Here is a 26,576-nt window from a genome sequence, read left to right as displayed (position 1 = left end):
CTGGGCCTCTCAACTCGCCGCACGGGTGGACTGCTCCTCGGGTGCCTCCGTGCCGCTGGCCTGAACAGGGGGACGCTGGAGTGGCTCTTGCCGCCCACCTCCGAACACGGAGTAGAGGACCGGCAGCACCACCAGGGTGAGCAGGGTGGAGGAGAGGATGCCGCCGATGACCACCGTGGCGAGGGGGCGCTGGACTTCCGCTCCCACGCCTGTGTTGAGAGCCATGGGCAGAAATCCGATGGCGGCTACGGCAGCCGTCATCAGCACGGGCCGCAGGCGTGAGAGGGCTGCTTCGCGGATGGCTTCGCTCAATGCGTGGCCTGCATCGAGGAGGGAGCGCACGCGTGAGACGAGCACCATGTCTCCCAGCACCGACACCCCGGAGAGGGCGATGAAGCCCACTGCGGCGGAGATGGAGAAGGGCAGTCCCCGCAGCAGGAGCGCGAGCACTCCGCCCACCAGTGCGAAGGGCACGCCCGCGAAGATACGCACGGAGTCGAGGACGCGCCGGTAGGTGAGGTAGAGCAGGAGGAAAATGAGGGCCAGGGCTAGCGGCACCACGATGAGCAGGCGCGCCTGGGCACGCTCCAGGTGCTCGAACTGTCCGCCGAAGCGGAGGTAGTAGCCCGCGGGCAGCTCCAGCTTCTCGTCCAGCGCGTGGCGCACCGCCTCGACAAAGCCGCCGAGGTCTCGGTCGCGCACGTTGGCCTGCACGACGATGCGGCGCTTGCCCCACTCTCGCTGGAGCGTGGTGGGCCCGGACACCTCGCGGATGCGGGCAAGCCGCCCCAGCGGCACGCGTGCATCGCCGGGCCCCGTCACCGGTATCGTGGCCAGCTTCGCCGGGTCATCCCGGTACTCCTCGGACAGACGCACGGCCAGGTCGAAGCGCCGCTCGCCCTCGCGCACCTCGCCCACGCTCCGGGTGCCCACCGCCTCGACGATGTCGAGCACCGCACGGGCGGAAATGCCGTGACGGGCCACGGCCTCTCGGTCCACTGTCACCTCGAGCACGGGCTGGCCCGTCAGCTGCTCCACGGTGACGTCGGCGGCGCCTGGGATGGCCTTGACCACGCCCTCAATCTCACGGGCCTTGGCCTTCAGCACGTCCAGGTCGTCCCCGAAGAGCTTGATGCCCACGTCGCTGCGCACGCCCGCAATCATCTCGTTGACGCGCATTTCAATGGGCTGGAGGAATGCCATGCGCATCCCGGGGAGGTCCGCCAGCTCCGCCTTCATCTCCGCCACGAGTTCGTCCTGAGTGGTAGCCCGCTTCCAGGCCTCGCGCGGCTTGAGGGTGATGAAGACGTCGGAGAGCTCAATGCCCATGGGGTCCGTGGCCACCTCCGCCGTGCCGGTGCGCGTCCACACGCGCTGAACCTCGTCAGGAAACCGGGCGAGCAGCACCTTCTCAATCTCGGTGCCATAGCGGACGGACTCGGTGAGGGACACCTCGGCCAGGCGCACGGTGTTGATGACGAGCGTGCCTTCGGAGAGGCGCGGAACAAACTCGCTGCCGAGCTGCGTGGCGGCGATGAGTGCACCCACGACGAGGAGCCCCGCGCCGGCGAGGACGGCCCGAGTGTGGGTGAGGGCCCAGTCGAGGACCGGCTGATAGCAGCGCTTGAGGACGGTGACGAGGCGCGGCTCGCGGTGGTTCCCTCCGCCGCGCTTCAAGGCGAAGGACGCCAGCACCGGCATCAACGTCAGGGAGAGCAGCGCGCTGCCCAGCAGGGCGAAGATGACGGTGAGCGCCATGGGGCGGAACAGCTTTCCCTCCACGCCCTCCAACGCGAGGATGGGCAGGTACACCACCATGATGATGAGCTCACCGAAGAGGGTGGGCCCGCGCACCTCGACGGCTGCGTCGCGCACCACCTCGAGGATGGACCGACTCCCCCTGGCCTCGGCGAGCCGCCGCTCCGCGTTCTCCACGAGGATGACGGAGGAGTCGACGACGAGCCCGAAGTCGATGGCCCCCAACGACATGAGGGTGCCGGCGATGCCGAAGCGCAGCATCGCGTTGAAGGCGAACAGCAGGGACAGGGGAATGGCCGCCGCGACGATGAGCCCCGCGCGCCAGTTGCCCAGGAAGAGGAAGAGGACGGCGATGACGAGGAGCGCACCCTCAAGGAGGTTGGTTCGCACTGTGCGCAGCACGTGGTCCACCAACTCGGTGCGCTCGTAGACGGGCTCCACGGAGACGTCTTGGGGCAGGGTGCGCTTCACCTCCTCGAGCCGTTGCGCCAATGCCTTCGTCACTGTGTGGGAGTTCTCGCCCACCAGCATGAAGCCCAGGCCCAGGACGGCTTCGCCTTCACCGTCGGCCGTGGTGGCGCCCCGGCGGATTTCATGGCCCACCTCCACGCGGGCCACATCCCGGATGCGCACGGGCACGCCGTTGTGCGCCGCGACGACGACGTCCTCGACGGCCTTGCCGTCCTCCAGGACACCCACGCCGAGGACGAGGCTCGCCGCGCCCCCGCGCTCCACCATGCCGCCCCCCACGTTCGCGTTGTTCTCCTCCAGCGCGCGGTAGACGTCCTGCAGCGAGAGATTGAATTGCTGTAAGCGGCGCGGCTCCACGACGACGTGCCACTGCTTCTCCTGGCCGCCCCAGGCATTCACCTCTGCCACGCCGGACACGCTGCGCAACTGTGGAGCGATGACCCAGTCATGCAGCGTGCGCAGCTCCTCGAGGCTCTTCGTCCGGCTCTTGACGAGGTAGTGGAAGACCTCGCCCAGGCCTGTGGCCACCGGCCCCATCGTCGGGCGCTCGATGCCCGCGGGGACGGCGACCCGGCCGAGCCGCTCGGCAACCTGTTGCCTCGCGAACCACAGGTCCGTGCCGTCGCTGAATTGGAGCGTCACCTGGGACAGGCCGAACTTGGAGATGGAACGCAGCTCGCTGACGCGGGGCAGGCCCGCCAGCGCCTGCTCGATGGGGATGGTGAGCTGCCGCTCCACCTCGATAGGGGTGAGGGCCGGGGCCATGGTGTTCACCTGCACCTGCGTGGGCGTGGTGTCAGGGATGGCGTCGATGGGCAGTGCCCGGAAGGCCAGCAGGCCCGAAATGACGAGGGCCAGGGTGCCAAGGAGGACGGCCCAGCGGTGTGCTAGGGACCAGTCGATGACTCGGGTCAGCATGGGACTATTCGCCTCCCTCTGTCTCGCAGCAGCCCGCACCGATGGACTCCTTGAGGATTTCCGTCTTGAGGAGGAAGGCGCCAGTGGTGACGACTTCCGCACCAGCGGAGAGTCCCTTCACCACGGCGACTTCTTCACGGGTGCCGGCACCCAGCTCCACCACGACGGGCTCATAGAGGCCCGCGCCCTTCTTCACGAAGACGAGCGCGCGGCCCTCGGCGCGTTGGATGGCCTCGCGGGGGACCAGCACGGACTCCTGCTCGGCGGTCACCTGCACCCTGGCGCGGAGGAAGAGCCCCGCCTTGAGGGCGCCGTCCGGGTTGGGCAGCTCCACGCGGGCGCGCACGGTGCGGGTGGCCGGGTCCACGGAGGCGCCCACGCGGGTGAGGGTTGCCTCACGCGTCTCGCCGGGCATGCTCTCGAATGAGAGCGTGACGCGCTGGCCCGCGCGCACCATTCCCGCGTCTGCTTCGGGCACCTCTAGGAGGGCCCACATGGTGTCCAGGTCAGCGATTTGGAGGAGCGTCTGCCCCGCACCCACCTGCCTGCCGGGGACGGCGTCACGTGCCACCACGGTGCCGGAGAAAGGCGCCGTCATCACGTAGGTCCCCTGCTGGCTGCGGACGGAGGCCCCTGCGGCGGTCAGGGATGCGCGGGCCGCGTCGCGCTCGGCCTCGGCCTCGGCCACCTCCGCCTGGGCTTGCTCCAGGTCCTTGCGTGCGCTGATGCCCCGCTCGACGAGCGACTGCTCGCGTGTGAGCGCGGCGCGCGCGACTCCAAGCCGTGCCTGGGCCGATGAGAGGCGCCCCTGGTCTGTGCCTACGGCGCCGGAGGTCATCACCACGAGGGGTTGCCCGGCCTTCACCTCGTCGCCGACGTCCACACGGACTTCCAGAACCAGCGCCTCGCTTCGGGCCGACATCTGAGCCAGCCGGTTGTTGTTGAAGGCGAGCTGGCCAACAACGTCCAGAGTGCGGGCAAAGGGCCGCTTCTCCACGCGACGTGTCTGGATGCCGGCCTCTCGAGCGGTTTCGGCGGAGGCGAGCCGAACGCGCGTTCCTGGCTCGGGGAAGGTGGGCGGCTCCGCGCCCGCCGCCTTCACCAGCTCAGGGTGACAGTACGGACAGACGGATTCCGGAAAGCCGTGCTCCCGGCAGTAGTCGCCCGCCTCGATGAACTTCGCGACCAGCGCCGGGTTGCACTTGGTGCACTTCGACTCGGGGACGGAGTGCTCCTTGCACCAGTCCTTTGGCGCGGTGGGCTGTGTGGTGAAGGTGAGGTTCGGGTTGCACTGGAGGCACTGGGACTCTGGCACTCCGTGCTCCTCGCACCAGTCGTCTTGCGCCTTGAAGACGTCGATGAGGTCCGGGTTGCACCGGGTGCACAGCTCCGCCGGCACCTTGTGTTCGCACAGATGTAGGGACTGCGAGGGTCCGGAAGCGCCTCCCGCGGCGGCCGGAGGCGCGGAGGACTTCTCAGCCACGGCGGGCTTCGACTCCTTCGAGCAGTTGGCTGCGCCCAGCGCGAGCAGGGCCAACAGCATCACCGGACCGACGCGGGAGGCTGGCATCATCTACTTCACGCCCTTCTTGGAGAGCGCTGGGTTGCAGATAGAGCACTGGGACTCAGGTCGCTCGTGCTCCGCGCACCAGTCGCCCTTGGCCTTGAAGACGGCCGCGAGCTTCGGGTTGCAGCGAGTGCACAGGGACTTTTGGACGCCGTGCTCACACTTGGGCCTCTCAGCCTCAGCGGTCTGGGACTTCTCGGTGGGCTTGGGCTCCTCGGCCAGCGCGGGGAGGACGGGAAGGGTGAGAAGCGAGACGACGATGGACAGGGTGCGCAACGAACGCATGAGGAAACTCCAGCCGGGGCAGTCGCCCACGGCGGTGAATGCCCGCGCGAGAGTGCGCGGAGAGGATGGACAGGGCTTCAGGCGAAGAGGACGCGCATGCGCACGCACGGACCCGGTAGGGCTCGCGCACGGCACACGTCTCCCGTGAAGGGAGGCGTCAGGCTCTAGGCGGTTGGAAGATGTCGGTAGCGGTCCCGGAGAGGACCGGCTCGTCCACGCGGCTGGGCACCAGCGGCGGTGTGGGCGCGGCCGCGAGGTCCCCCATGACGGGAACCGGAGCGGGGGCTGCTCTCAGCGGGCAGCATGGGCACAGGACGCAGCTGGGGGCGCAGTCCGTGCAGTCATCGCCTTCATCCTCCATGCAGTCGGCGTGCGTGTCCGAAGCGAAGGCCAGCGTCTGGAAGACGCCGCCCGTCGTCAGGACGAGGAGCACGACCATGAGTCGCAAGAGGAGCTGCATCCAGTAGGTGGCTTACAAAGGCCCAGGGCAAGTGTCAATCCGCCGAGCCGGTCGCCCGGATGGCACGCTCGCGGGTCAACCTTTCCAGGAGGCGTCGCATGGCTCTGGAGTCCCAGTCCCGTGGGCCAGGGAAGCGGGCGACCAACTGCCCTTCGACGACGAGGATGCTCGTCGGGAGCTGCTCCACCCCGTACTCGCGGGCGACCTTCTCGCCCACATCCAGGCGCAGGCGGAGTTCCGACGGGGGAGGGCCTTCGAAAAATGATTCCACTGCCTTGAGGTCCGCATCGTGGCTGAAGACGACGACCCGAAGTCCCTCGGGAGGCGACTCGGCCAGGGAGAGGAGTTGGGGCGTCTCCTCCCTGCATGGAGGGCACCAGGAAGCCCAGAAGACTACCAGCAGTGCGTGTGAGCCCGGTGCGTCTGCGAGCATCGGTGCAAGTCCATCAAGGCGGATGTAGCCGGGCGGAGGCTCGCTCCGGCAGGCCCAGCTCACCGCCAGTAGGCAGAGCGTCAGCGTGCGCCACGTGCGATGGATGCGCCTCACGCCAGACGGTATCTCACGGTGCGGCGCAAGGGCGCCACAAGGCATACGTCTCACCTATCAGCGACAGGGCGAGCGGGTCGTGGGTGGCGCGAACGTGAGATGCCAAGCCCCCTGGCCGAATGTCCGCAGGTATTCACCGCGAGGCGATGCTGGGGGCCGAAGTCACACACCGACCGCATAGGCCCGAGCTGGCACGGCGTACATCCCTCGCGGACCCTCAGGGCCGCTGGTCGCTCGTAGCGTCTGGCGCACCTCCCAGACTGATGAGCTGCAGTCGGCCATGGCGGAGCTGCCAGAGGCGCCAGTAGGTGTAGACGACGGGGATGATTTCGAGCGTCAGGAACGCCGACGACAGCAGGCCACCCACCATTGGCGCCGCGATGCGCTTCATCACGTCCGCACCCGTGCCATGGCTCCAGAGGAGGGGCACCAGGCCGAAGAGCATCGTGGACACCGTCATCAGCTTGGGGCGGACACGCTGGACGGTGCCCTCCATGTGAGCCCAGATGATGTCGTTGAGGTCGCGCACCTTGCCCGCGCGCAGGCGCCGCTCGAAGGCCGCATCCAGGTAGACAATCATCACGATGCCCGTCTCGGCCGCGAGGCCCACCATGGCGATGAGGCCCACGTAGCTCGCCGTGGAGAGTCGGTAGTCGAGCAGCCACATCAGCCACACGCTGCCCACGAGCGCGAACGGCACGGACAAGAGGACGATGAGCGCCTCGGTGAGGTGCTTGAAGTTGGCCACGAGCAAGAGCACCACGAGCAGCAGTGTCAGGGGCACCACCCACTGCATCCGGGCCATCATCTTCTCCAGCATTTCGTACTGCCCGGTCCACTTCAGATAGCCGCCCCGGGGCAGGCGCAGTCGCCCGTCCTGCACCGCGGACTCGACGGCCGCCTTGGCGCTGTGCACGTACCCGCCCACGTCACGCGCGCCAGTGTCCACGTCCACGTAGACGTAGCCCACGAGCAACCCCGCTTCGTCGCGCAGCATTGGGGGCCCCTGCACTACTTTCACCTCCGCCAGCGCCGAGAGAGGAATGAATGTGCGCGCCGCTGGGGCCGCACCGACCGACGCTGGGGAGGCGGGTGCCATGCCTTCGCCCGGAGGCACCATGGCGCCGCCCGGAGGCATCAGGCGCATCCCCAGGCCGGTGTCAGAGGCCATCGCCTTGGGGCGCTCCGGCAGTCGCAACTCCAGGCCGCCTCCCATCCCAGGGGATGCACCTGTGGCTCGGCCCATTCCACCCATGTCCGCCTGCGCCAGCGCATATGGGCCCGAGAGCAGGCGGCGGATGTCGAGGCCCGTCTTCCCCATGCCGGAAGTACCCATGTCCCCGGAGGTGTCGCGGACAGGGACGAGGACCTGGCGCAGTCTCTCCACGTCGCTGCGCACGTCGCGGGGGTAGCGGACGCTGACGCTGAAGCGGCTGCGGCCTTCCACCGTCATCGTCACGGGCTCACCGCCGATGGCCCCTTCAATGACGTCGTTGAGGTCGCCCACAGTCATTCCGTAGCGGGCGAGTGCGTCGCGGTCCGGAATGATGTCCACGTACAGCCCGCCCTGAGAGCGCTCGTAGAAGGCGCTGCGCGTGCCGGGCACGGAGGCGAGCACCCGCTCCAGTTCCTCTCCCGCGCGCTCAATCTCCGCGAGGTCCGTGCCGAAGACTTTCACGCCCACCGGCGTCCGGATGCCCGTGGTGAGCATGTCGAGCCGGTTCTTGATGGGCATGGTGAAGGCGTTGGTCCACCCGGGCAGTTGCAGGGCCGCGTTCATCTCGGCAATCAACTCCTCGGTCGTCTTTTGCCGCTCCTCGGGGAATAGCGGGCGAACGGGCGCCTTCAGCCAGCCCGGCCAGTGGCTGTAGAAGCGCGCCACCTTCACCTTTCGCCAGTCGGCGTGGGGCTTCAGGCGTACCACAGTCTCAACCATGGAGAGGGGTGCGGGGTCGGTGGCCGTCTCGGCCCGGCCCACCTTGCCGAAGACGGAGAGGACCTCGGGGAAGCCGCGCAGGAGTCGGTCCTGCACCTGGAGCGCGCGCCGTGCCTCCTCGATGGAGATGTTGGGCATCGTCACCGGCATGAAGAGCAGGTCGCCCTCGTCGAGCGCGGGCATGAACTCGCTGCCCAGGCGAGGAATGAGCGGCAGCGCGGAGATGACCGCGAGGACTCCGATGGCGAGCGTTGTCTTCGGCTTGCGGAGCGCCACGTAGACGAACGGCTTGTAGAGAGCGATGAGTCCACGACTCACCGGGTGGCGGTGCTCTGGGACGATACGCCCTCGGATGAGGAGCGCCATCAGCGCGGGGGCGAGCGTCACGGATAGGAGCGCGGCGAAGCCCATACTGAACGTCTTGGTGTACGCGAGCGGGTGGAAGAGCCGTCCCGCCTGCCCGTTGAGCGCGAAGATGGGCACGAAGGCCGCAGTGATGATGAGCAACGAGAAGAAGATGGGAGGGCCCACCTCGCGACACGCGGCGGTGATGGCCTTCAACCGCTCCGCCTCGCCCGCGTCTTCCGGCAGCACCTCCAGGTGCTTGTGCGCGTTCTCCACCAGCACGATGGCCGCGTCCACCATCGCGCCAATGGCGATGGCGATGCCGCCGAGCGACATGATGTTGGTGGAGAGCCCCAGCGCGTGCATGGGCACGAAGGCGAGCAGTATCGCCACGGGCAGCGTGAGGATGGCTACCAGCGCGCTGCGCACGTGCAGGAGGAAGGCGAAGATGATGAGCGAAACCACCAAGGCCTCCTCGAAGAGCGTGCGGTGGAGCGTGCCAACCGCGTGGTCGATGAGTACCGAGCGGTCATAGACGGGCCGCACCTCCACTCCCTCCGGGAGTGAGGGCTTCACCTCCTGGAGCTTCTGCTCGATGCGGGTGATGAGCGCGCGGGCATTCTCACCGTAGCGGGCCACGACTGTGCCGCCCACTACTTCGCCCTCCCCGTCCAGGTCCGCTGCGCCGCGCCGGATGTTCCCGCCGAAGGAGAGCGTGGCAATGTCGGAGAGACGCACTGGGGCGCCAATGCTGCTCGCCTTCACTACGACCTTTCCCAGTGCCCCCAGGTCCTGAAGGTAGCCACGCCCGCGGATGTAGTACTCGCGCCCGCTCATCTCCAGCACCCGTCCGCCCACTTCCGCGTTGGAGCGCCGGATGGCCTGCGCCACGTCGCCGAGGCTGAGCTCCAGCGCCTGGAGGCGGCGAGGGTCCACCGTCACCTGGTACTGCTTCTCGAAGCCGCCCACGCTCGCGACCTCGGCAACCCCCGGGACGCTCTCCAGCGCATAGCGCAAGGAGAAGTCCTGGAAGGTGCGCAGGTCGGCGACGTCGTGCCGGCCGCTCGTGTCCACCAGCACGTATTGGTACACCCAGCCCACGCCGGTGGCGTCAGGGCCCAGCGTGGGACTGACGCCTGGGGGGAGTCGCCGCTGAAGCGTCTGGAGGTACTCGAGGACGCGGCTGCGTGCCCAGTAGACGTCCGTGCCCTCTTCGAAGAGGACGTAAACGAAGCTCATCCCGAACATGGACACCCCGCGCACGTCCGTCACCTTTGGGGCCGCGAGCAGTCCGGAGGTGATGGGGTACGTCACCTGGTCTTCCACCAGCGTGGGGCTGCGGCCCATCCACTCGGTGAAGACCACCACCTGCGGGTCCGACAGGTCCGGGATGGCATCTACCGGCACGGCCCTCAGGGAGAGGTACCCCACGGCCGCAGCCACCAGGGAGGCGGCGATGACGGTGTAGCGGTGGCGGGCGCACCACTCGATGAGTGCCCCGAGGAGGCGATTCATGGCTGCCTCCAGGGCTTCGGGATGGCGTTCTTGCAGTCGGCTTCCATCGTCCCCATGCCACGGTGGACGCGCTCGCACGCCTTGCACTGGGCGTACTTGTCCGGGGCGCCCTTCGCGTCGAAGTCCACGTTACAGTCAGGGGCCGCGCCAGGCGGGGGCGGCGCCTTGCTGGCCGCGGGAGAAGGGCTTGCGGCCACGGAGGCGCGCAGGCGGCTCTCCGAGTCGATGAAGAAGTTGCCGCTCGTGGCGACGCGCTCACCATCGGCGAGGCCGGCCACTACCTGCACCCGGTCGCCCGTGCGAGCGCCCACTTCGACGGCGCGGGGCTCGAAGCGGCCAGACTTCACCTCCACGAAGACGTAGCGGTGCTCGCCGGTGTCAATGACGGCCTCCGCCGGCAGGGTGAGCGCCTCGGTGGAGGGGAGCGCCACTTCCACCGTCCCGAAGAGGCCGGGCTTGAGCCGGCCGTCCGGGTTGGCGAAGACGACGCGGACGGGCAGCGTGCGAGTCTGAGGGTTGAGCGTGGGGTAGACGTAGTCGATGCGCCCGCGGAACACTTCGCCAGGGTAGGCGTCCAGACGAAGCTGGACGGAGAGGCCCTGGCGGATGTGGGCGACGTCGCGCTCGTACGCCTCCGCCATCACCCATACCCGGGAGAGGTCGGCCACCGCGAACAGCTCGCGAGCAGGCTCTACCCTGTCACCCTGGGCCACGTTCAGGGCGATGACATACCCGCTGACTGGGCTGTGGAGGGTGAGCGCGCGCTGGACTTCACCGGACGTTTCAATGGCCGCGACGTCAGCAGGAGAGATGCCGAGCAGCCGCAGGCGCTCGCGCACGGGCGCTGCGGTGTCTCCACCCCAGCGGCGGGCCTGGAGCAACTCACTCTGGAGGACAAGCAACTCGTCGCTGTAGATGGCCGCCAGCGGTTGACCCCGGCTCACGCGCGCGCCCTGCTCGGCAACGAAGAGCTTCTCGACGTACCCAGAGACACGCACGGAGACGTGCGCGAGTTTCGACTCGTCCGCCGTCACGCGACCGAAGAGAGAGAGCCCGCCGGAGAGCGTCTCTCGGCGCACTGCTTCGACGCGCACGCCGATGGTTTGTGTGCGGGTTGGGTCGACATCGACAGGGACGAGCCCGGGAACGGCACGTCTTGCATCGCCGGCATCTCCCGCGTCGGATTGGCCCTCCTGCCCCGTGGTGCTCGCGGCGCCGGGCTTCCCGGGAACGAGATTCATGTTGCAGACGGGGCACTGGCCAGGATTGTCGGACACCACCTGCGGGTGCATCGGGCAGGTGTAGCGGGTGGTTGCCTGCGCGGGCTCCGCGTGACTGGAGTCGGCAGCGCCTCCCTCCTTGGGTGACGACACGGGCCGCACGGCTCCGAAGGCTGCCAGCGCCACGGTGTAGAGTGCCGCGAGGGCCATGAGGCCGAGGATGACCCAGCGCACGATGGACATGGCGCGCGTCCCTGGGGGCGGTGACTCCTCCCCTTCCGGAAGGGGGGCGTGGTGAGGGTGCTCGCTCATGGCTGCTTCTCCGAGATGAGGGACAGTCCCAACGCCCGGCGCAGGTCCGCTATGGCGTCACCCTGCGCCGCGCGCTGTCTTACTTGGGAGAGTCTGGCGTCGAGGAGCGCGCTTTCGGCGTCGAGGAGGGCCAAGAGGTCCGCCTGCCCCGCGACGTAGCTGGCCCGGGTCGCCTCCAGTGCCCGCTCCGCACCTGGCACGAGCTTCTCCTCCGTCACCACGAGCTGGGCTCTCGCAGCCGCTACACCCGCCTGGGCCTCGGCCACTTCGTAGCGCGCCGCGTTCTCGGCCGACGCCTTCGCGAAGTGCAGCTCCTCCACCTGGCGCCGCGCTCGCTCTGCGTCGGCAGTGCGCCTGCCGGACAGCCAGGGCATGGGTACTTGGAGCATGACCGAGTACGCGTCCGGCATGCCGGGCATCAGCATGTAGTCGAAGCCCACCATGACTTCCGGGAGGCGTCGGGCCTTGTCCGCGAGCGCCGCGCTCTCTTGTGCCTCTACCGTGCGAAGTCTCGCTGCGGCGACTTCCGGGCGCTCCAAGGCTCCCGAGGGCAGCTCGGCTTCGGGCTCGCTGGCGGCGGGCAATGCTGAGTCTGGGGGACGGCCAAGGAGTGCGTTGAGCAGGGCCATGGTGCCCCGGAGGTTCTCGCGGAGCCCTGCGATGCTCGCGTGCTGTCGGTGCAGTTCCGTCTCGGCGCGAAGAAGGTCCGCCTGCCGGGCCTGCCCCGAGACGTAGCGCGCGCGCACGGCGGCAACGGTCTGTTGTCCTAGCTCCAGGTGGCGCGCGTGGGCCTCCAACTCATGCTGGATGAGCCAGTAGCCGTTGAGGGCGTGCGCTACCTGCGCCTCCAGCCGAAGGCGTGCCGCGAGGAAGTCGGCCCCCCGGGCCGCGGCTCCGGCCTCGGCAGCTCTTCCGGCGCGTCCGAGCTGGCCGGGGAAGGGCAGCGTCTGGCGGATGCCCAGCATGTGCATGTTGGTGGCGGTCGGGTCGAAGGGGGTGGCCAGTGGCTGCTGCCACGCCTGGTACGAGAGGCTCGGTTCCGGCCATGCCCGAGCACCTGCGGCTCCGGCCCGCTCCGCGTCGCGGGCCGCGCGGGCCTGGGCGACTTCAGGGTTGTGTTGCAGCGCCGTTTTCACGGCGCTGGGCAAGTCCAGCACTTCTCCGGAGGGGCCCTGCGTGGACACCAGCAGCGCGAGCCCGCCGACCGCGGCAGACAAGGTCATGACATTTCGCCTAGCGGGAGCCCGTTCGAGGGGCACCGCCTGGAAGGATGTGAGGGAGGCGCACCTCATGCTCTGTGAGCGCAGCCCTTGCAGGGCCGTCCCACGAGACAGTAGTCAGCGCGCCGCGAGTAGTGCCGGGGCCTGGATGCGCGCGCTTCTGGGCAACACGCTCCTGGGTGCAGCACACGGAAGACCCGGTGCTCTGGAGACGCTCACCTCAGGAGTGGTCGATTGATCTGAAGAGGCAGCGGAACGAGTGCCCCTCGGCGCGGTGCCTCCGGACTCACATGCGTCGCCACGGGCTGGAAGAAGTCCGGCAGCGCCACCACCGCGGCTGAGGGAACATGGGCCTTGCGGGCAGAGGGTTCAGCCGGCTGCGAGGCGGGCGCAGCACGGACGACGCAGCATTCCTTGCTCAGCCCAGGACCTTTCGGGCCTTCGGCCTTCTTGCAGTGGGGGCAGGGAGGTGGGCACCCCACGCGGGCCTGGGTGGACACAGCCCGGCACTCGACAGTTGCCCGCGCGGGTGTGGCTGCCCAACTCGTCACGACGAGCAACAGCAGCGTGCTGATGGCGCGGGCCCGCATTGTCGATGGGACTGTACCGACCGCCCACGGGTGCTTCAACACTGGAAGGGCAGATTGGAAGTGAATGTCTACAAGAAGGAGCTGGTACTTCTTGGCGCGGATCCCCCGGGCCACACCTGTTCACGGTACGACGGCACTTGGGGACGCCAAATGGCGTCGCCGCTTCGGAACGTAGTCGCCGGTCTTCACGACGGAGGTGACGAACCAAGGCTCCTAATGCCCGTCGTGGCCATGCCCACCAGCCGTGCGCTCTGTCGCTGCCTCCTCCGTGGTCACAGCGTCTGGTGGTGTCACAGGAAGCTTGCAGAGGCCGATGTTGTGGCGGGCCACATGATATTCGAATATCGTAATGTCTTCATGGCACCTGCCGCCGCCTCTCTAGATGTTCGCTCCGCCTCCCGCCTCTTCAAGGCGTTGGGGGATGAGACTCGGCTACGCATCGTCGCACTCCTCAGCCACGGGGAGCTGTGCGTCTGCCACTTCGAGTCAGCCCTGGACCTGACCCAGTCCAACACCTCCCGCCAACTCGGCGTGCTGAAGAACGCTGGCATCGTCGAGGCCCGCAGGGACGGGAGCTGGGTGTACTACCGACTGGCTCCGCAACTGGACGAGGTGTGCAAGGCCCAGCTCAAGGCGCTCGTGTCCGCCTTCACCAAGAGGGATGTCCTCCGGGAAGACGTCGCGCGCCTCCTCAAGTCCCGCGGCCCCAACGCCTGCAAGTAGACCCAAGAGCCTTCTCATGACCGCAACCACTGCTCCAGACAGCATCGTCAAGAAGCTCTCCGTCATCGACCGGTTCCTGCCGGTGTGGATCTTCGCCGCCATGGGCCTGGGCATCGGCCTGGGCAGGGCTTTCCCGGACCTGGGCGCGAGGCTGGACACGGTGAGGCTGGACACCGTGTCCTTGCCCATCGCCATCGGCCTCTTGTGGATGATGTACCCGGTGCTCGCGAAGGTGCGCTACGGCGAGCTGGGCCGGTTGCGCGCGCGGGGCAAGCTCTTCACCACGTCCCTGGTGCTCAACTGGGTTGTGGGGCCGGTGTTGATGTTCGCCCTGGCCTGGCTCTTCCTTCCGGACCTTCCGCACTACCGCAACGGTCTGGTGCTCATCGGCCTGGCCCGCTGCATCGCCATGGTCCTCATCTGGAACATGCTCGCGTGCGGGAGCAATGAGGTGGCCGCCGTGCTGGTGGCGCTCAACTCGGTCTTCCAGATTCTCTTCTACTCGGTGCTTGGCTGGCTCTTCCTGACCGTCATCCCGGGCTGGCTCGGCGCGGATGTGGCGGCGTTCGATGTGTCCATGTGGAGCATCGCCAAGAGCGTGCTCATCTTCCTGGGCGTGCCCCTGGTGGCTGGCGCGCTGACGCGCATCGGCCTCACTCGGCTCAAGGGAGAGGCATGGTACGAGCAGCGCTTCCTGCCGCGCTTGGGGCCTACCGCGCTCATTGGTCTGCTGTACACCATCGTCCTCATGTTCGCGATGCAGGGGGAGAAGATTACCCGCCTCCCGCTGGACGTGGTGCGCATCTCCCTCCCGCTCGTTGTCTACTTCGCGATCATGTTCACCAGTGCCTTCTTCCTCTCCAGGAAGCTGGGCTTCTCCTATGAGGAGACAGCGTCGTTGTCGTTCACGGCCGCGGGCAACAACTTCGAGTTGGCCATCGCAGTGGCGGTGGGCGTGTTCGGTATGGCCTCAGGAGAGGCGCTGGCGGGCGTAGTGGGGCCGCTCATCGAGGTTCCCGCTCTCATCGCCTTGGTCTACCTGTCGCTCTGGCTCAGGCGTCGGCTCTTCCCCGGAGCCGGTGAAGCCGTGCTGCCTCGTCGCTTCGAGGGGAAGACGCCTGCGTCCGGGCCTGGCGGAGCGCACCCGTAGGACCCGGCTGCCGACGTCGTCCCCTAGGTGCTCCTTCTCGAGGCCCCGTGACTCCTCCAACGCCCTTTAAAGTGCTCTTCCTCTGCACGGGAAACTCTGCCCGCAGCATCCTGGCTGAGTTCCTGCTCAAGCGCTTGGGGGGTGAGCGCTTCGAGGTGCACAGCGCGGGTGCGGCGCCGAAAGGTGAGGTCCATCCCCTCGCCCTCCGGCTGCTTCGAGAGCGCTTCCGCATTCCCGCTGCCGACGCGCGCAGCAAATCCTGGGAGGAGTTCCGGGACGTGCGCTTCGACTTCGTCATCACCCTTTGCGACAAGGCGCGCGAGTCCTGCCCGGTGTGGCCGTATCAGCCCGTCATCGCTCACTGGGGAAGTGCGGACCCGGCGGCAGTAGAAGGCAGCGAGGCGGAGAAGGAGTCTGCCTTCCTCAAGGTGTCCATGGAGATCTCCCGCAGGCTGGAGTTGTTCCTCGCGCTACCCATCGAGAAGCTGGACCGGCTACGCCTGACGGCGCTCACCCGCGGCATCGGTGAGCAGTAGCCGCCTTTCATAGGAGTCATCACGATGAAGACGGTCATCTTCGCTTGCGTACACAACGCCGGCCGCTCGCAGATGGCGGCGGCCTTCTTCAACGCTCTGTCGGACCCAGCCAAGGCGCGCGCCGTGTCTGCTGGTACCCAGCCGGGAGAGCGTGTTCACCCCGAAGTGAAGGCCGCAATGGCGGAGGTGGCCATCGACCTGTCGGGCGCCAAGCCTCAGCGCCTCACGGATGAGCTGGCCCAGGGCGCTCAGTGGCTCATCACCATGGGCTGCGGCGATGCCTGCCCATACGTGCCGGGGCTGAAGCGCGGCGACTGGCCTCTGGAAGACCCGAAGGGCAAGTCGGTGGAGCGCGTGCGCGAGATTCGCGACGATGTGCGCGCCCGGGTGGTTGAACTCCTGGCCAGCGAAGGGTGGGCGCGATGATGCTCACCCTTCGGCCCGCCCGCCCCGCCGACCTCGGCGCAGTTGAAGCACTCCTCGCTGCCGCAGACCTGCCTCGACAAGGAGTGGCCGACCACCTGCCTTACTTCCTCGTGGCAGAGCGCGAAGGCGCGCTCGTGGCTGCAGCAGGGTTGGAGCTGTACGGGACGAGCGCCCTCCTTCGCTCCGTTGTCGTGAACGAGAACCAGAAGGGGAAGGGCGTGGGGGCAGAGTTGGTCCAACGGCTTGTTGAGCGAGCCGGCGCAGATGGGCTCGAGGCCTTGTTCCTCCTCACCACCACTGCTGCGGACTACTTCCCGCGCTTCGGCTTTGTCCGCATCGACCGCGCTGCCCTCCCCCCAGAGTTGCATGCCTCCGAGGAACTCCGTGGAGCATGCCCAGCGAGCGCGGTCGTGATGCGCCGCCTGATGGCGCGCCAGCCTTAGCCCCTATGTCAGGGAGGTTGTCGCCTCGGCGGATGCACTGAGCTGCCGATGCCCTCGCGCGCGCCTCGCTCACTCGTCTTGACGCACTGTCGATGGTGGCCTTGAGGCACCGATGATGCAGCGGCCGAATTTCGGGTGGGCACAACGAGCAGAGGCGGTCAGTGCTTGTGGCGGTGGTGCTGGTCCGACACGTGTGGATGGTCGTGCGTGAGTGGCACATGTCGGTGGGGATGGCTGTGTGGCTCGGTCACATCTGCGCCAGGGGGATGCGAGTGTTGATGGTGCGTGTCGTGGATGTGCAGGTGCTCGTGCTCCAGCGCAGCGTGCGTGTGCACATGGCCGTGCCGCTCGCGCAGCAGAAGGAAGACGCCCGCGCCCATCAGTACGCCCGCCAGCAGGTCCAGTGGCCGCATCCGCTCGCCAAGCAGGGGCACCGCTACGAGGGCTCCCACGAACGGAGCCGTAGCGAAGTAGGCGGCTTCGCGGGCCGCGCCCAGCAGGCGGAGGGCATAGGCATCCAGGACGATGGAAAGCCCGTAGCTGGCGAAGCCGAGCACCAGGGCTGCGCTCAAGATGTGCAAGGAGGGGAAGGGCTGCCCGGTGAGCCAGGCCAGTACGAGGGTGCACGTGCCGGAGCCGAGCGCTTTGATGCGCACGAGTGCGAGCGGGTCCTTGAGGGAGAGTCGCTGCGTGAGGTTGTTGTCCACGGCCCACGCCAGGCATGCGCCGGCCAGGGCCAGCACGCCGAGCACGTCCCCGTGCAACTCGCCCTGTTGGAAGCCCAGCACCGCGGCGCCCGCCATGATGAAACCAGCGGCGAGGGCGCCAGCCCGGCCCAGGTGTTCGCCGAACACGAGCAGCGCCAGGAGGATGGTGAAGGGGCCCTCCAAGTTGAGGAGCAGTGAGGCCGCCACTCCGGAGAGCCGCTGCAGGCCCATCAGCATCAGCACCGGGCCAAGCACTCCGCCGCAGAGAATGACCCCCAGCAGTGGGGCAACGTCCTTGCGCCCCAGGCGTGCCTCGCGGTTGGGGACTCCAACCGGGCGCAGTCGGCGCAGCGCTTCCAGACAGGCCATCCCCAGCCCGCCTCCCAAGTAGAGGAGTGAGGCCAACACCAGAGGAGTGCTGGAGGGCAGCAGCAGCTTCGCCACGGGCGCGCTGACCCCGAAGAGGGCCGCTGCGGACAGTCCGAGTACCGCGCCCTTCACACGTGGAGACACCGTCACGCTTCCTCCTCTCGAATCATGCCTGCGCCTGGACTGTTGGTATGTACTATTGACGATAGTAGATGGCTGAGGATAGAACCGTCTTCGTGAAGAAGCGCACCTGGGAGCCGCTGGGCACGTTGGAAGCGGCCGTGATGAAGGTCGTCTGGACGCAGGCGCCCGTTACAGCCCGAGAGGTTTGCGACCGGATGACTGGCCGCGAGGAGCGGGCATACACGACCATCATGACGACGATGGACCGACTGCACCGCAAGGGCCTGCTGGTGCGCGAGAAGGACGGCCTGGCCTGGCGCTACAATTCGGCCCTCTCCCAGCCTGAGTTTGAGAAGGCGCTGGCGGACGGGCTCGCGGCCGACATTCTCCAGTCGCATGGCGAGGCGGCACTGGCCGCGTTCGTGGACGCCGCCGCCGAGGTGGACGAATCGCTGCTCGACAGGCTCTCTCTGCTCATTGCCGAGCGGCGCAGAGGGCGCAAGTGATGGCGGCGCTGGCGTTCCTCCTGGAGTGTGCAGCCGTGGCCGCGACCACCGGCGTGCTGACCTCGCTCCTGGTAGGAGTCGCCACCCTATTGCCGTGGCCTGCGTCACAGGTGCGCCCGGCGCTCCGTGCTGATGCGGCCTTTGTCGTGGGCACCCTGCCCGCCGTGGTGGCGCTGGCGGTGGTGTCCGCCGCTGCCGCGCCGTCCCTGTCCGCAATGCTGGGCTGGAGCCATGACCATTGTGGCAGTCATGGACACCATCTCCATCTGTGCATCCTGCACTCGTCGGGGTTGAGGCCGGTGCTCGCGGTGGTGGGGGCGGTGGCGCTCGCCACGTTCGTCTTCCGAGCGGGTGGGCTTCTGTGGCGCGTGCGGCATACGCGGGCCCGGCTGGCCGCGTTGGAAGCGTTGGGCTCCGCTCGCCCGGGTGTGTTCCCCGTGGTGGCCGTTCCGGGCGCACCGCGGCTTTGCCATGCCGCTGGGGTGCTCCACCGGCGCATCTTCCTGTCCGCCAGCTTGGAAGGTGCCCTGGCCCCGCAGGAACTGCGCGGAGCGCTGGCCCATGAAGAGGCCCACCTGCGACGTAGAGACCCGCTGGCGGCATTGCTGCTCGCTGTCTCAGGCCTCTTCGTGCCCCCGCCCTTGGCGCGCGTCTTCTTCTCTGTCTACCAGACGGCGGCCGAGGAGGCCTGCGACGCGGAAGCGGTGCGCGTTGTCGGGGACGGTACGGTGGTGGCGGGGGCGCTGGTGAAGATGGCGGCTCTTCAGCGGAGGGCGCGCGATGTGGCTGGCGTGCCTGCTTTCGGCAAACTGGCGCTCGAGCAGCGGGTGAGACGCCTCTTGGATGAGGAAGCACCGCCCGCGCTCCCCTCGCGCGCGCTCCTGTTCGCGATGGGCGCTGCGGCTGGGGTGCTGACCCTCGCGTTGCTCCATGCGGCCTTCCTCCACCATGCGGTGGAGACCGCCCTTCACATCCTCTCCTGAACGATGGCCATGCTCATGCGCGCGCGTCGCTGTTCTTCGTCCTCGCCTACTATCGCAAGTAGTATCTTGTTGGTGCTGATGGCTGGTGGTGCAGCGGCCCAGTCGCCACTCACTGAGTCGCGGTACGTGGAGCAGGTGATCGCCGCCAGCCTGGAGGCGCGTGTCGCCGAAGCGGAGGCAGCGGTAGGACGGGCTGCGGCTGTAGGGGCCGGACGTTGGCCCAATCCGACACTGGAGTGGCAGCGTGAGAAGGCCACCTCTGGCGTGGCGGACGGGGCGAGCCAGGACATCGTGGGTGTTTCCATTCCCCTGGTGCTCTCCGGCCGTCTGGCACTGGAGGCCGAGGCCGCTGGGCGCAGTGCCCAAGCCGCGGGGGCAAACCTTGCGCGGGCTCGGGGAGAGCTGCGCCACGAGGCAGCCCGTGCCTTCGCCACGGCCCTGGCCGCACAGGAGCGACGGGCCATCTTCGAGGAGTCCTTGTCCGCGTTGCGGCGCCTGGCGGAAGCCATCGCCACGAGAGAGCGCGCGGGCGACGCCGCGGGCTATGACCGACTGCGCATCGACACGGAGACTGCCGCCGTGGAGGACGGGTTGAGTGGCGCTGTTCTCGAAGAGCGTCGGGCGCGGGCCGAGGTGCTGCGCTTGTTGGGGCCCGGGGTGAGTGTGCTGCCTCCGCTCGAGGGACCCCTGGCTCAGGAACGCTCGCTTCCTGCTGCGGGCCAACTGCAGGCTGAATTGGAGGCCCGCCGTGCAGATGCGCGTGCGCTGGAGCTGGAGGCGCAAGGCGCGAAGTTGGCCCGCCAGGCGGCATCGCGTGGGTGGATTCCGGATCCTACGGTGAACGCTGGCATTCAACTCCTCGACGTGGGCCTGCCCGGGGCAGGAGGAGGGTACGTGGTGGGGCTCGCCATCCCGCTGCCCTTCTTCGAGCGGAGACAGGGGCAGGAGGCCCAAGCAGAAGCACGACAGCGGCTCTCCGAGGCCCGCCGCGCCGCGCTGCTGCACACCGCGCATTCCCGCCTCACCACGGTGTTGGAGGAGGTGGCGGGCCGGCGGGAGCGGCGCGTGAGGCAGCGCCAGGGCGTGCTCACCCGCGCGGAGGAACTGCGCCGCATCGCCCAGGTGGCCTACCGGGGTGGAAGCGCGGACCTCCTTGTCCTGGTGGATGCCGAGCGGACTGCCCGCGAGGCGCAGCTGACGGCAGTGGACCTGTCCCTCGGCGTCGCTGAGGGCGAAGCAGACCTCTTCCTTCTCTCGGGTGCCTGGGACGGCGCCGAACTTCGGAGTGTCCAGCCATGAGTCGCCTGCATCTTCTCTCCCTGGTCCTCGCGTCTGTCCTCGCGGTGTCCTGCAAGGAGCACGGTCATGACCACGAGGGGGAGGCCGCCCATGGCCACGACGAGGGTGGCGCGCATGGTGCCGCGGAGGCGGAGCGCCCGGACCTCTCCGTGACTGCCTATCAGGACGGCCTGGAGCTGTTTATGGAGTACCCGGCGCTGGTGGTGGGGCAGCCTTCCCCGCTGGTGGCTCACTTCACAGACGCACGCGCCCCTGACGGCTTCAAGGTGGTGACGAAGGGGAAGGTGACGGCCGCCCTCCGCTACGCCGATGGCACCGAGGAGCGCTTCGTTGCCGAGAAGCTGTTGCGTGACGGCATCTTCAAGCCAGAGGTGCGTCCCACGAAATCAGGCCAAGCCACGCTCACCCTACGGCTGGAGGGAGAGCAAGTCGCCGGGACGGTGGAGGCAGGCAAGGTGACGGTGTACCCCACCGTGGCTGCAGCCGTGTCTGCCGCTCCTCCCGAAGCGGTTGGTGAGTCTTCGGTTCCATTCCTCAAAGAGCAGCAGTGGAAGACGCAATACGCCACGGCGCCCGCTGAGGTGCGCGTCCTCCAGGGAGGCGTGCGCGCAAACGGCGAGTTGAAGCCGGTGGCGGGCCAGGCCGCGGAGCTGTCCGCGCCCGTAGCCGGGCGCATCCCCGTGGGCGGGCCGGTGCCGCACCTGGGGCAGGTGGTGAAGAAGGGCGAGGTGCTGGTGCGGGTGGTCCCCACCACGGTGGCAGGAGCGATGGACCTGGCTACCGTGGAGATGGAGGCCGCGCGGGCCCGGGCCGAGCAGGGGTTGGCGGAGCGCGAGGTGGCTCGGGCCGAGGAGATGTTCTCGGCGAAGGCAATCCCCGAGAAGCAGCTCGATGCGGCCCGGGTGGCTCGGGAGATGGCGATTGCGCGGGTGTCCGCGACAGAGCGCCAGCTCACCCTGTACCGCAGCACGCAGAGCGGGTCGGGCGGTGGGGTGGGCGGAGCTGCCTTCGAGTTGCGCTCTCCGTTGGACGGAGTGGTGTCCTTCGCGGAGGTGATGCCGGGCGCGGTGGTGGTCGCGGGGACGCGGCTCGTGTCCGTCATCAACCCCTCGCGACTGTGGCTGGAGGCGAAGGTGTACGAGGCGGACGCGCCGAAGGTGGAGCGCTCGCCCGGCGCGGCCTTCACGGTGGCGGGCTTCACGCGCGAGTTCACCGTGGATGAGAAGTCGGGCCGCCGCGTGGCAGTGGGTAGCGTCGTGGACTCGGCCACGCGCACAGTGCCCGTGCTCTTCGAGCTGCCCAACCCGGATGGCGCCCTCAAGCCGGGCATGTTCGCCAAGGTGACGCTCTTCACGGGCGAGACGGTGCGCGCGCTGGCCGTGCCGGAGGCAGCGGTGGTGGACGACAACGGGCGTCCCACTGTCTTCGTCATGGAGGGTGGTGAGTCCTTCTTCAAGCGCGTCATCCGCCCTGGAGTGCGCTCCGGCGGTTGGGTGCAGGCGCTGGACGGAGTCAAAGAGGGCGAGCGCGTCGTCTCGCGTGGCGCCTACGAGCTCAAGCTGTCTACCGCCACCGGGGCCATCCCGGAGCATGGCCACCAGCACTAAAGGCACGACGACGATGAATCGCCTCATTCGCTGGGCCATCGACAACCGATTGCTGGTGGTTTCCGCTTCCGTACTGCTGCTGGTGCTGGGCTTTCAGGTGGCCCGGAGCATGCCAGTGGACGTTTTCCCAGACCTCACTGCTCCTACCGTGACTGTCCTCACCGAGGCCCATGGCTTGGCGCCCGAGGAGGTGGAGACGCTCGTCACGTTCCCCATCGAGACGGCCGTCAACGGCGCCACGGGTGTGCGCCGGGTGCGCTCGGCCTCGGGCGTGGGCATCTCCATCGTCTGGGTGGAGTTCGAGTGGGGGACGGACATCTACACGGCCCGGCAGGTGGTGAACGAGAAGCTCCAACTCGTCGCCGCACAGCTCCCGCCGGACGTGCCCCCGCCCTCCATGGCGCCCATCTCCTCCGTCATGGGGGAAATCCTCTTCCTCTCCGTCTCCTGGCAGAAGGACGCGCTGGCGGCGGACGCGGCGGGCCGCGAGGCGCAGATGATGGAAGCGCGAGGAGCGGCGGATTGGGTGCTGCGCAAGCGCCTGCTGTCCGTACCGGGCGTCTCCCAGGTGGTGCCGATTGGTGGGGTGGTGAAGCAGTACCAGGTCCTGCTGCGCCCGGAGGCATTGCAATCGCTCAATGTCTCCTTCGAGCAGGTGGCCACCGCCCTGCGCACGACGAACCACAACGCCTCCGGCGGCTTCTACGTGCAAGGCGGGCAGGAATACCTGCTGCGAGCCGTGGGGCGCGCCAAGGGCGTCGAGGACCTGGCGGGCACGGTTGTCACCGTCCGTGGGGGCGTGCCTATCACCGTGGGGCAGGTTGCCAACGTTCAAGTAGGGCCTCGCCTCAAGCGCGGGGAGGGCAGTGCCAACGCAGAGCCTGCCGTCATCCTCGCGGTGATGAAGCAGCCGGATGCCAATACGCTGGAGCTGACGAAGCGGCTGGACGCGGCGTTGGACGAGGTGCAGGCCACGTTGCCGCAGGGCATGGTGGTGGGCCGCAACATCTTCCGCCAGTCGGACTTCATCTCCGTTGCGGTGCGCAATGTGTCCGTGGCGCTGCGAGACGGGGCCATTCTCGTCGCGCTCATCCTGCTCGTCTTCCTGATGAACGCGCGGGCGACGTTCATCTCCCTCACCGCCATCCCCCTGTCGCTGGTTGCCGCGGTGCTGGCGCTCAAGGCCATGGGTGTGACGCTCAACACCATGACGATTGGCGGCCTCACTATCGCCATCGGCGCTCTGGTGGACGACGCCATCATCGACGTGGAAAACGTCTTCCGGCGCCTGCGGGAGAATGCTCACCTGCCCGAAGGTCAGCACCGCCCCGCCTTGGAGGTCATCTATCGGGCCTCGGTGGAAGTGCGCCAGGCCATCGTCTTCGCCACCCTCATCATCATCCTCGTCTTCCTGCCTCTCTTCTTCCTGTCGGGACTCGAGGGGCGGATGCTGGCGCCGCTGGGCCTGGCGTACATCGTGGCCATCGCCGCCTCGCTGGTGGTGGCGGTAACGCTGACGCCCGCGCTGTGTGCGTACCTGCTGCCCAAGGCCAAGGCACTGGGCGCGGATGAGGGGCCGGTTCTGCGCTGGCTGAAGGAGCGCTATAGGCCGGTGCTGCTGTGGGCACTCTCACGGCCTCGCGCCATCCTCGCCGGGGCCGCGCTGGCGCTGCTTGCCACGCTGGCCGTTGTCCCGTTCCTCGGACGCTCCTTCCTCCCCGAGTTCAACGAGGGCACCCTCACGCTGAATGTCGTCACGCTGCCGGGTACGTCGCTGGAGGAGTCGGACAAGCTGGGCCGACGGGTGGAGGAAGTGCTGCTGTCCTTTCCCGAGGTGGCGTCTACCTCCCGGCGCACCGGCCGCGCTGAGCTGGATGAGCACGCGCAGGACGTCAACGCCGCTGAACTGGACGCAGGGCTGGACCTCTCGAAGGGAGAGCGGAGCAAGGAAGCGGTGCTGGAGGCGATGCGCAAGGCTCTGGCCCAGGTGCCCGGTGTCATCGTCACCATCGGCCAGCCACTCAGCCACCGCATCGACCACATGCTGTCGGGCACGCGGGCCAACATCGCATTGAAAATCTATGGCGATGACTTGGACCGATTGCGCACGCTGGCGGAGCAGGTGAAGAAGGTGGCCGAGGGCACCCCTGGCGCGGTGGACGTGGCGATTGAGCAGCAGGTGGACATCCCCGAGCTGGAGATTCGCATGGACCGGGATGCGGTCGCTCGCTACGGGCTCACCGCGGGAGAGGTGGCCGAGTCGGTGGAGCGGGCCTTTGCCGGGGAGACGGTGGGCACCGTGCTGGAGGGACAGCGGGTGGTGGAAATCGCCGTGCGTTTGGATGACGCCTCGCGTGCGGACCTGGATGCTATATCCTCCACGCTCATTGACACACCCAGCGGCCAACGCATCCCGTTGAAGATGCTGGCGAGCCTCACGCGCGAGTCAGGTCCCAACACCATCAGCCGTGAAGCCGTGCAGCGGAAGATGGTGGTGCAGGCCAACGTGGCGGGCAGAGACTTGACCTCGGTGGTGGACGAATTGCGGTCCCGCCTCACCCGCGAAGTGCCCATGCCGACGGGCTACTACGTGGACTACGGCGGCCAGTTCGAGAGCGCCGAGGAGGCCTCGCGAACCATTGGCTGGCTGAGCGTAGGGGTGGTGGTTGGCATATTCCTGCTGCTGGTGGTGGCCTTCGGCTCAGTGCGCAACTCGCTGCTCACGCTCATCAACCTGCCGCTGGCGCTCATCGGTGGTGTGGTGGCGGTGGCGCTTACCTCCGGCGTGGTGAGCGTGGCGTCGCTGGTGGGATTCATCACCTTATTTGGCATCGCCACGCGCAACGGCATCCTCATGGTGAGTCACTACGAGCACCTGATGAAGGAGGAAGGGAAGACGCTCGCCGAGGCCGTGGTGCAGGGCTCGCTGGAGCGGCTGGCGCCCGTGGTGATGACGGCACTGTGCGCGGGGCTGGCCCTGGTGCCGCTCGTCATCGCGGGTAACGAGCCGGGCAATGAGATTCAGGCGCCCATGGGCGTGGTCATCCTCGGGGGACTGCTGTCCTCCACCTTCCTCAACATGCTGGTGGTGCCAGTCCTCTTCCGGCGCTTCGGCCGGCCGCCCGCGCTCCCTGCCGCCTCAGAGCCCGTGGGGGGGTGAGCGGGTGCGGTTCGGTTGGCAGGCTTGGGGCTGTGGCCTGGTCCCATGGGCGAGGACGCGGACTTCAACGCTGCTTCGAATTCGCTCGGGCGGGGTGAGGGCCGGTGCCCCACCCTCAAGGCTGTTTGCAGTGCGCTTGGTGATTCCGGCGCCACCGCGCTTGCAGAGGAACTCGCTGGCCCCTTGCGCGCCTCGCTCACTCGCATTGACGCGGTGCCGAAGGTGGCTATGCCGCGCTCTTGACGCAGCGATTGAATGGGGGGAGGGGCGGTCGGCCCCCTCATGGTCTGTTGCGAGGTTCGGCCCAGGTTTCGAAGTCGCGAGCGCCAGATAGACGCAGGCCTCAGTGTCCTGAGTGCTCGTGGCTTTCACCTTGCGCCGGCGGAGTGGGGGCTGGCTCGGCTCCCTTGGTATCGCCCTTCTGCTTTTCAGGGCCATTGGCGTGCGGCTTGCCGAACTTCACCAACTGCGCATGCACCTGTCCGTTGTTCATCTTCATGCCGTGGACGACGACGCGCTCACCTGCCTTGAGGTCGGCAGCGGTGACTGCCACGCCGCTCTTCTCGTAACGAGTGTTGGGGTCCGTCATCACCTCCTGCTGCTTCCCGTCGCTCGTTTCCACTACGAGAGTGTTCTGCTTCACCTCCTTCACTGTTCCCATGACGTGCGCCCCGTCCTTGCCGTGGGCGAGTGCTATGGCCGGCATCAGCAGGGCGAGGCTCAGTACGGTGAGGACGGTGAGGGGAGGACGATGGAGTTTAGTTCTCATGGCATTGTTCTCCTTGCGTGGTTGGGCGCTACTGCGCGTCGAGGAACTCGTCCTCCATGCGCTTCTCGTTGAACTCGTGCTGGGACTGGGGCATGGCGGCCTTTATTTCGTCGAACTCTTCCGGGCTGAGGCGCGGCAACGTGCGGATGAGCCCGACGAGAGCCCAGCTGTCGTTGTTGCCCACTTCGTCGTGGGCTTGCCCCCAGGCGGGCATACCCGTCAGGCGGATGCCGTTTTGGATGATCCAGTACAACTCGCCATCGCTCAGGTCTTGGGTCGGGGCCGCGCGCATGTCGGGGGCGCGTGGATAGAGCCCCTGCCCGATGGGGGTCTGTCCGCTGCCGTCCGCCGCGTGGCAGATGGCGCAGTGGTCACCCCAATGAGCACGTGCGTCGGCGAGCGCCTGCGACGGGACGGGAACGAGTGGATTGTTCACCTCCCGTGCGCCGGCAGGCATGCTGAGGCTCCGTGCCGCACGTGCCACCTTTGTTTCGAGCGCCGAGGGTTCGTCTCGGGCCGAGAAGCCGCGTCGCGCCATGGCCAGCCCATACACCCCGCCACCCACGCCCAGGGCGAGCGCCAGAGCGCCTATCACGGCCAGTCCTCCCACCACGTTGCGGCGCATGCTCAC

Annotated in this window: 21 protein-coding genes; 10 read left to right on the top strand and 11 right to left on the bottom strand. The window is 68.0% G+C overall.

Annotated elements, in window-relative coordinates; genetic code table 11:
- Positions 1-9 precede the first annotated feature (9 nt).
- The 8 genes from FJV41_RS13310 to FJV41_RS13275 form a co-directional block, all read right to left on the bottom strand.
- Positions 10-3,147, bottom strand: a complete 3,138-nt coding sequence (locus tag FJV41_RS13310; protein WP_141642839.1) for an efflux RND transporter permease subunit — start codon at positions 3,145-3,147, stop codon at positions 10-12.
- Positions 3,148-3,151: 4 nt separating this feature from the next.
- Entirely contained in the window at positions 3,152-4,717 is a 1,566-nt protein-coding gene (locus tag FJV41_RS13305) for an efflux RND transporter periplasmic adaptor subunit (RefSeq protein WP_141642852.1), read from the bottom strand.
- Positions 4,718-4,720: 3 nt separating this feature from the next.
- Positions 4,721-4,999 carry a hypothetical protein gene (locus FJV41_RS13300; protein ID WP_141642838.1) on the bottom strand — a complete coding sequence of 93 codons (279 nt, stop codon included), beginning with the start codon at positions 4,997-4,999 and terminating at the stop codon, positions 4,721-4,723.
- 157 nt (positions 5,000-5,156) lie between these two features.
- A complete protein-coding gene (locus tag FJV41_RS13295; RefSeq protein ID WP_306440878.1) occupies positions 5,157-5,438 on the bottom strand; it encodes a hypothetical protein in 282 nt (93 codons plus the stop codon).
- 55 nt (positions 5,439-5,493) lie between these two features.
- The gene (locus FJV41_RS13290; RefSeq protein ID WP_246137183.1) at positions 5,494-5,892 is read right to left on the bottom strand and encodes a TlpA family protein disulfide reductase; all 399 of its coding nucleotides are present in this window, start codon (positions 5,890-5,892) and stop codon (positions 5,494-5,496) included.
- Positions 5,893-6,223: 331 nt separating this feature from the next.
- Positions 6,224-9,802 (bottom strand): efflux RND transporter permease subunit, encoded by a 3,579-nt coding sequence (locus tag FJV41_RS13285; RefSeq protein WP_141642835.1) that lies wholly within the window; start codon positions 9,800-9,802, stop codon positions 6,224-6,226.
- A complete protein-coding gene (locus FJV41_RS13280; protein WP_141642834.1) occupies positions 9,799-11,334 on the bottom strand; it encodes an efflux RND transporter periplasmic adaptor subunit in 1,536 nt (511 codons plus the stop codon). The genes FJV41_RS13285 and FJV41_RS13280 overlap by 4 nt, the downstream gene beginning before the upstream one ends.
- Positions 11,331-12,557 carry a TolC family protein gene (locus FJV41_RS13275; protein ID WP_181790609.1) on the bottom strand — a complete coding sequence of 409 codons (1,227 nt, stop codon included), beginning with the start codon at positions 12,555-12,557 and terminating at the stop codon, positions 11,331-11,333. Before FJV41_RS13275 ends, FJV41_RS13280 begins: the two co-directional genes overlap by 4 nt.
- A gap of 944 nt (positions 12,558-13,501) precedes the next feature.
- On the opposite strand from FJV41_RS13275, the gene FJV41_RS13270 reads away from it, so the two are divergent.
- From FJV41_RS13270 to arsN2, 5 genes are read left to right on the top strand one after another with little or no spacing between them, the layout of a single operon-like run.
- Positions 13,502-13,867 (top strand): ArsR/SmtB family transcription factor, encoded by a 366-nt coding sequence (locus tag FJV41_RS13270; protein WP_141642832.1) that lies wholly within the window; start codon positions 13,502-13,504, stop codon positions 13,865-13,867.
- A 16-nt stretch (positions 13,868-13,883) separates the two neighbouring features.
- The gene (arsB, locus tag FJV41_RS13265) at positions 13,884-15,017 is read left to right on the top strand and encodes an ACR3 family arsenite efflux transporter (RefSeq protein WP_141642831.1); all 1,134 of its coding nucleotides are present in this window, start codon (positions 13,884-13,886) and stop codon (positions 15,015-15,017) included.
- A 47-nt stretch (positions 15,018-15,064) separates the two neighbouring features.
- The gene (locus FJV41_RS13260; RefSeq protein ID WP_141642830.1) at positions 15,065-15,553 is read left to right on the top strand and encodes an arsenate reductase ArsC; all 489 of its coding nucleotides are present in this window, start codon (positions 15,065-15,067) and stop codon (positions 15,551-15,553) included.
- A gap of 24 nt (positions 15,554-15,577) precedes the next feature.
- A complete protein-coding gene (locus tag FJV41_RS13255; RefSeq protein ID WP_141642829.1) occupies positions 15,578-15,979 on the top strand; it encodes an arsenate reductase ArsC in 402 nt (133 codons plus the stop codon).
- Entirely contained in the window at positions 15,976-16,422 is a 447-nt protein-coding gene (arsN2, locus tag FJV41_RS13250; protein WP_141642828.1) for an arsenic resistance N-acetyltransferase ArsN2, read from the top strand. Before FJV41_RS13255 ends, arsN2 begins: the two co-directional genes overlap by 4 nt.
- Before the next feature lie 158 nt (positions 16,423-16,580).
- On the opposite strand, the gene FJV41_RS13245 is transcribed toward arsN2, so the two are convergent.
- Complete coding sequence (locus FJV41_RS13245; RefSeq protein ID WP_246137182.1) at positions 16,581-17,648, bottom strand: DMT family transporter; 1,068 nt, start codon at positions 17,646-17,648, stop codon at positions 16,581-16,583.
- 62 nt (positions 17,649-17,710) lie between these two features.
- Between FJV41_RS13245 and FJV41_RS13240 the strand changes: the two genes are divergently transcribed.
- The 5 genes from FJV41_RS13240 to FJV41_RS13220 all read left to right on the top strand — a co-directional run bounded on the left by FJV41_RS13240 (position 17,711) and on the right by FJV41_RS13220 (position 25,176).
- Positions 17,711-18,127 (top strand): BlaI/MecI/CopY family transcriptional regulator, encoded by a 417-nt coding sequence (locus FJV41_RS13240; protein WP_141642827.1) that lies wholly within the window; start codon positions 17,711-17,713, stop codon positions 18,125-18,127.
- Between the two features lie 35 nt (positions 18,128-18,162).
- Positions 18,163-19,110: a M56 family metallopeptidase gene (locus FJV41_RS13235; protein WP_181790607.1), complete on the top strand. Its 948-nt coding sequence runs from the start codon at positions 18,163-18,165 to the stop codon at positions 19,108-19,110.
- Between the two features lie 78 nt (positions 19,111-19,188).
- Entirely contained in the window at positions 19,189-20,409 is a 1,221-nt protein-coding gene (locus tag FJV41_RS13230) for a TolC family protein (RefSeq protein WP_181790605.1), read from the top strand.
- On the top strand, positions 20,406-22,016 hold the full coding sequence (locus FJV41_RS13225) for an efflux RND transporter periplasmic adaptor subunit (protein WP_141642824.1): 1,611 nt from the start codon (positions 20,406-20,408) through the stop codon (positions 22,014-22,016). Before FJV41_RS13230 ends, FJV41_RS13225 begins: the two co-directional genes overlap by 4 nt.
- A gap of 13 nt (positions 22,017-22,029) precedes the next feature.
- Positions 22,030-25,176, top strand: coding sequence for an efflux RND transporter permease subunit (locus FJV41_RS13220; protein WP_220137852.1), 3,147 nt, complete (start codon positions 22,030-22,032; stop codon positions 25,174-25,176).
- A gap of 343 nt (positions 25,177-25,519) precedes the next feature.
- Here FJV41_RS13220 and FJV41_RS13215 read toward each other — a convergent pair whose 3' ends face one another.
- Positions 25,520-25,945 carry a DUF5666 domain-containing protein gene (locus FJV41_RS13215; RefSeq protein ID WP_141642822.1) on the bottom strand — a complete coding sequence of 142 codons (426 nt, stop codon included), beginning with the start codon at positions 25,943-25,945 and terminating at the stop codon, positions 25,520-25,522.
- Positions 25,946-25,973: 28 nt separating this feature from the next.
- Complete coding sequence (locus FJV41_RS13210; protein ID WP_246137186.1) at positions 25,974-26,570, bottom strand: c-type cytochrome; 597 nt, start codon at positions 26,568-26,570, stop codon at positions 25,974-25,976.
- Between the last annotated feature and the right edge of the window lie 6 nt (positions 26,571-26,576).

It is taken from the genome of Myxococcus llanfairpwllgwyngyllgogerychwyrndrobwllllantysiliogogogochensis (genome assembly GCF_006636215.1).
Classification (GTDB): Bacteria; Myxococcota; Myxococcia; order Myxococcales; family Myxococcaceae; genus Myxococcus; species Myxococcus llanfairpwllgwyngyllgogerychwyrndrobwllllantysiliogogogochensis.
This window is presented reverse-complemented; position numbering and strand designations above follow the sequence as displayed.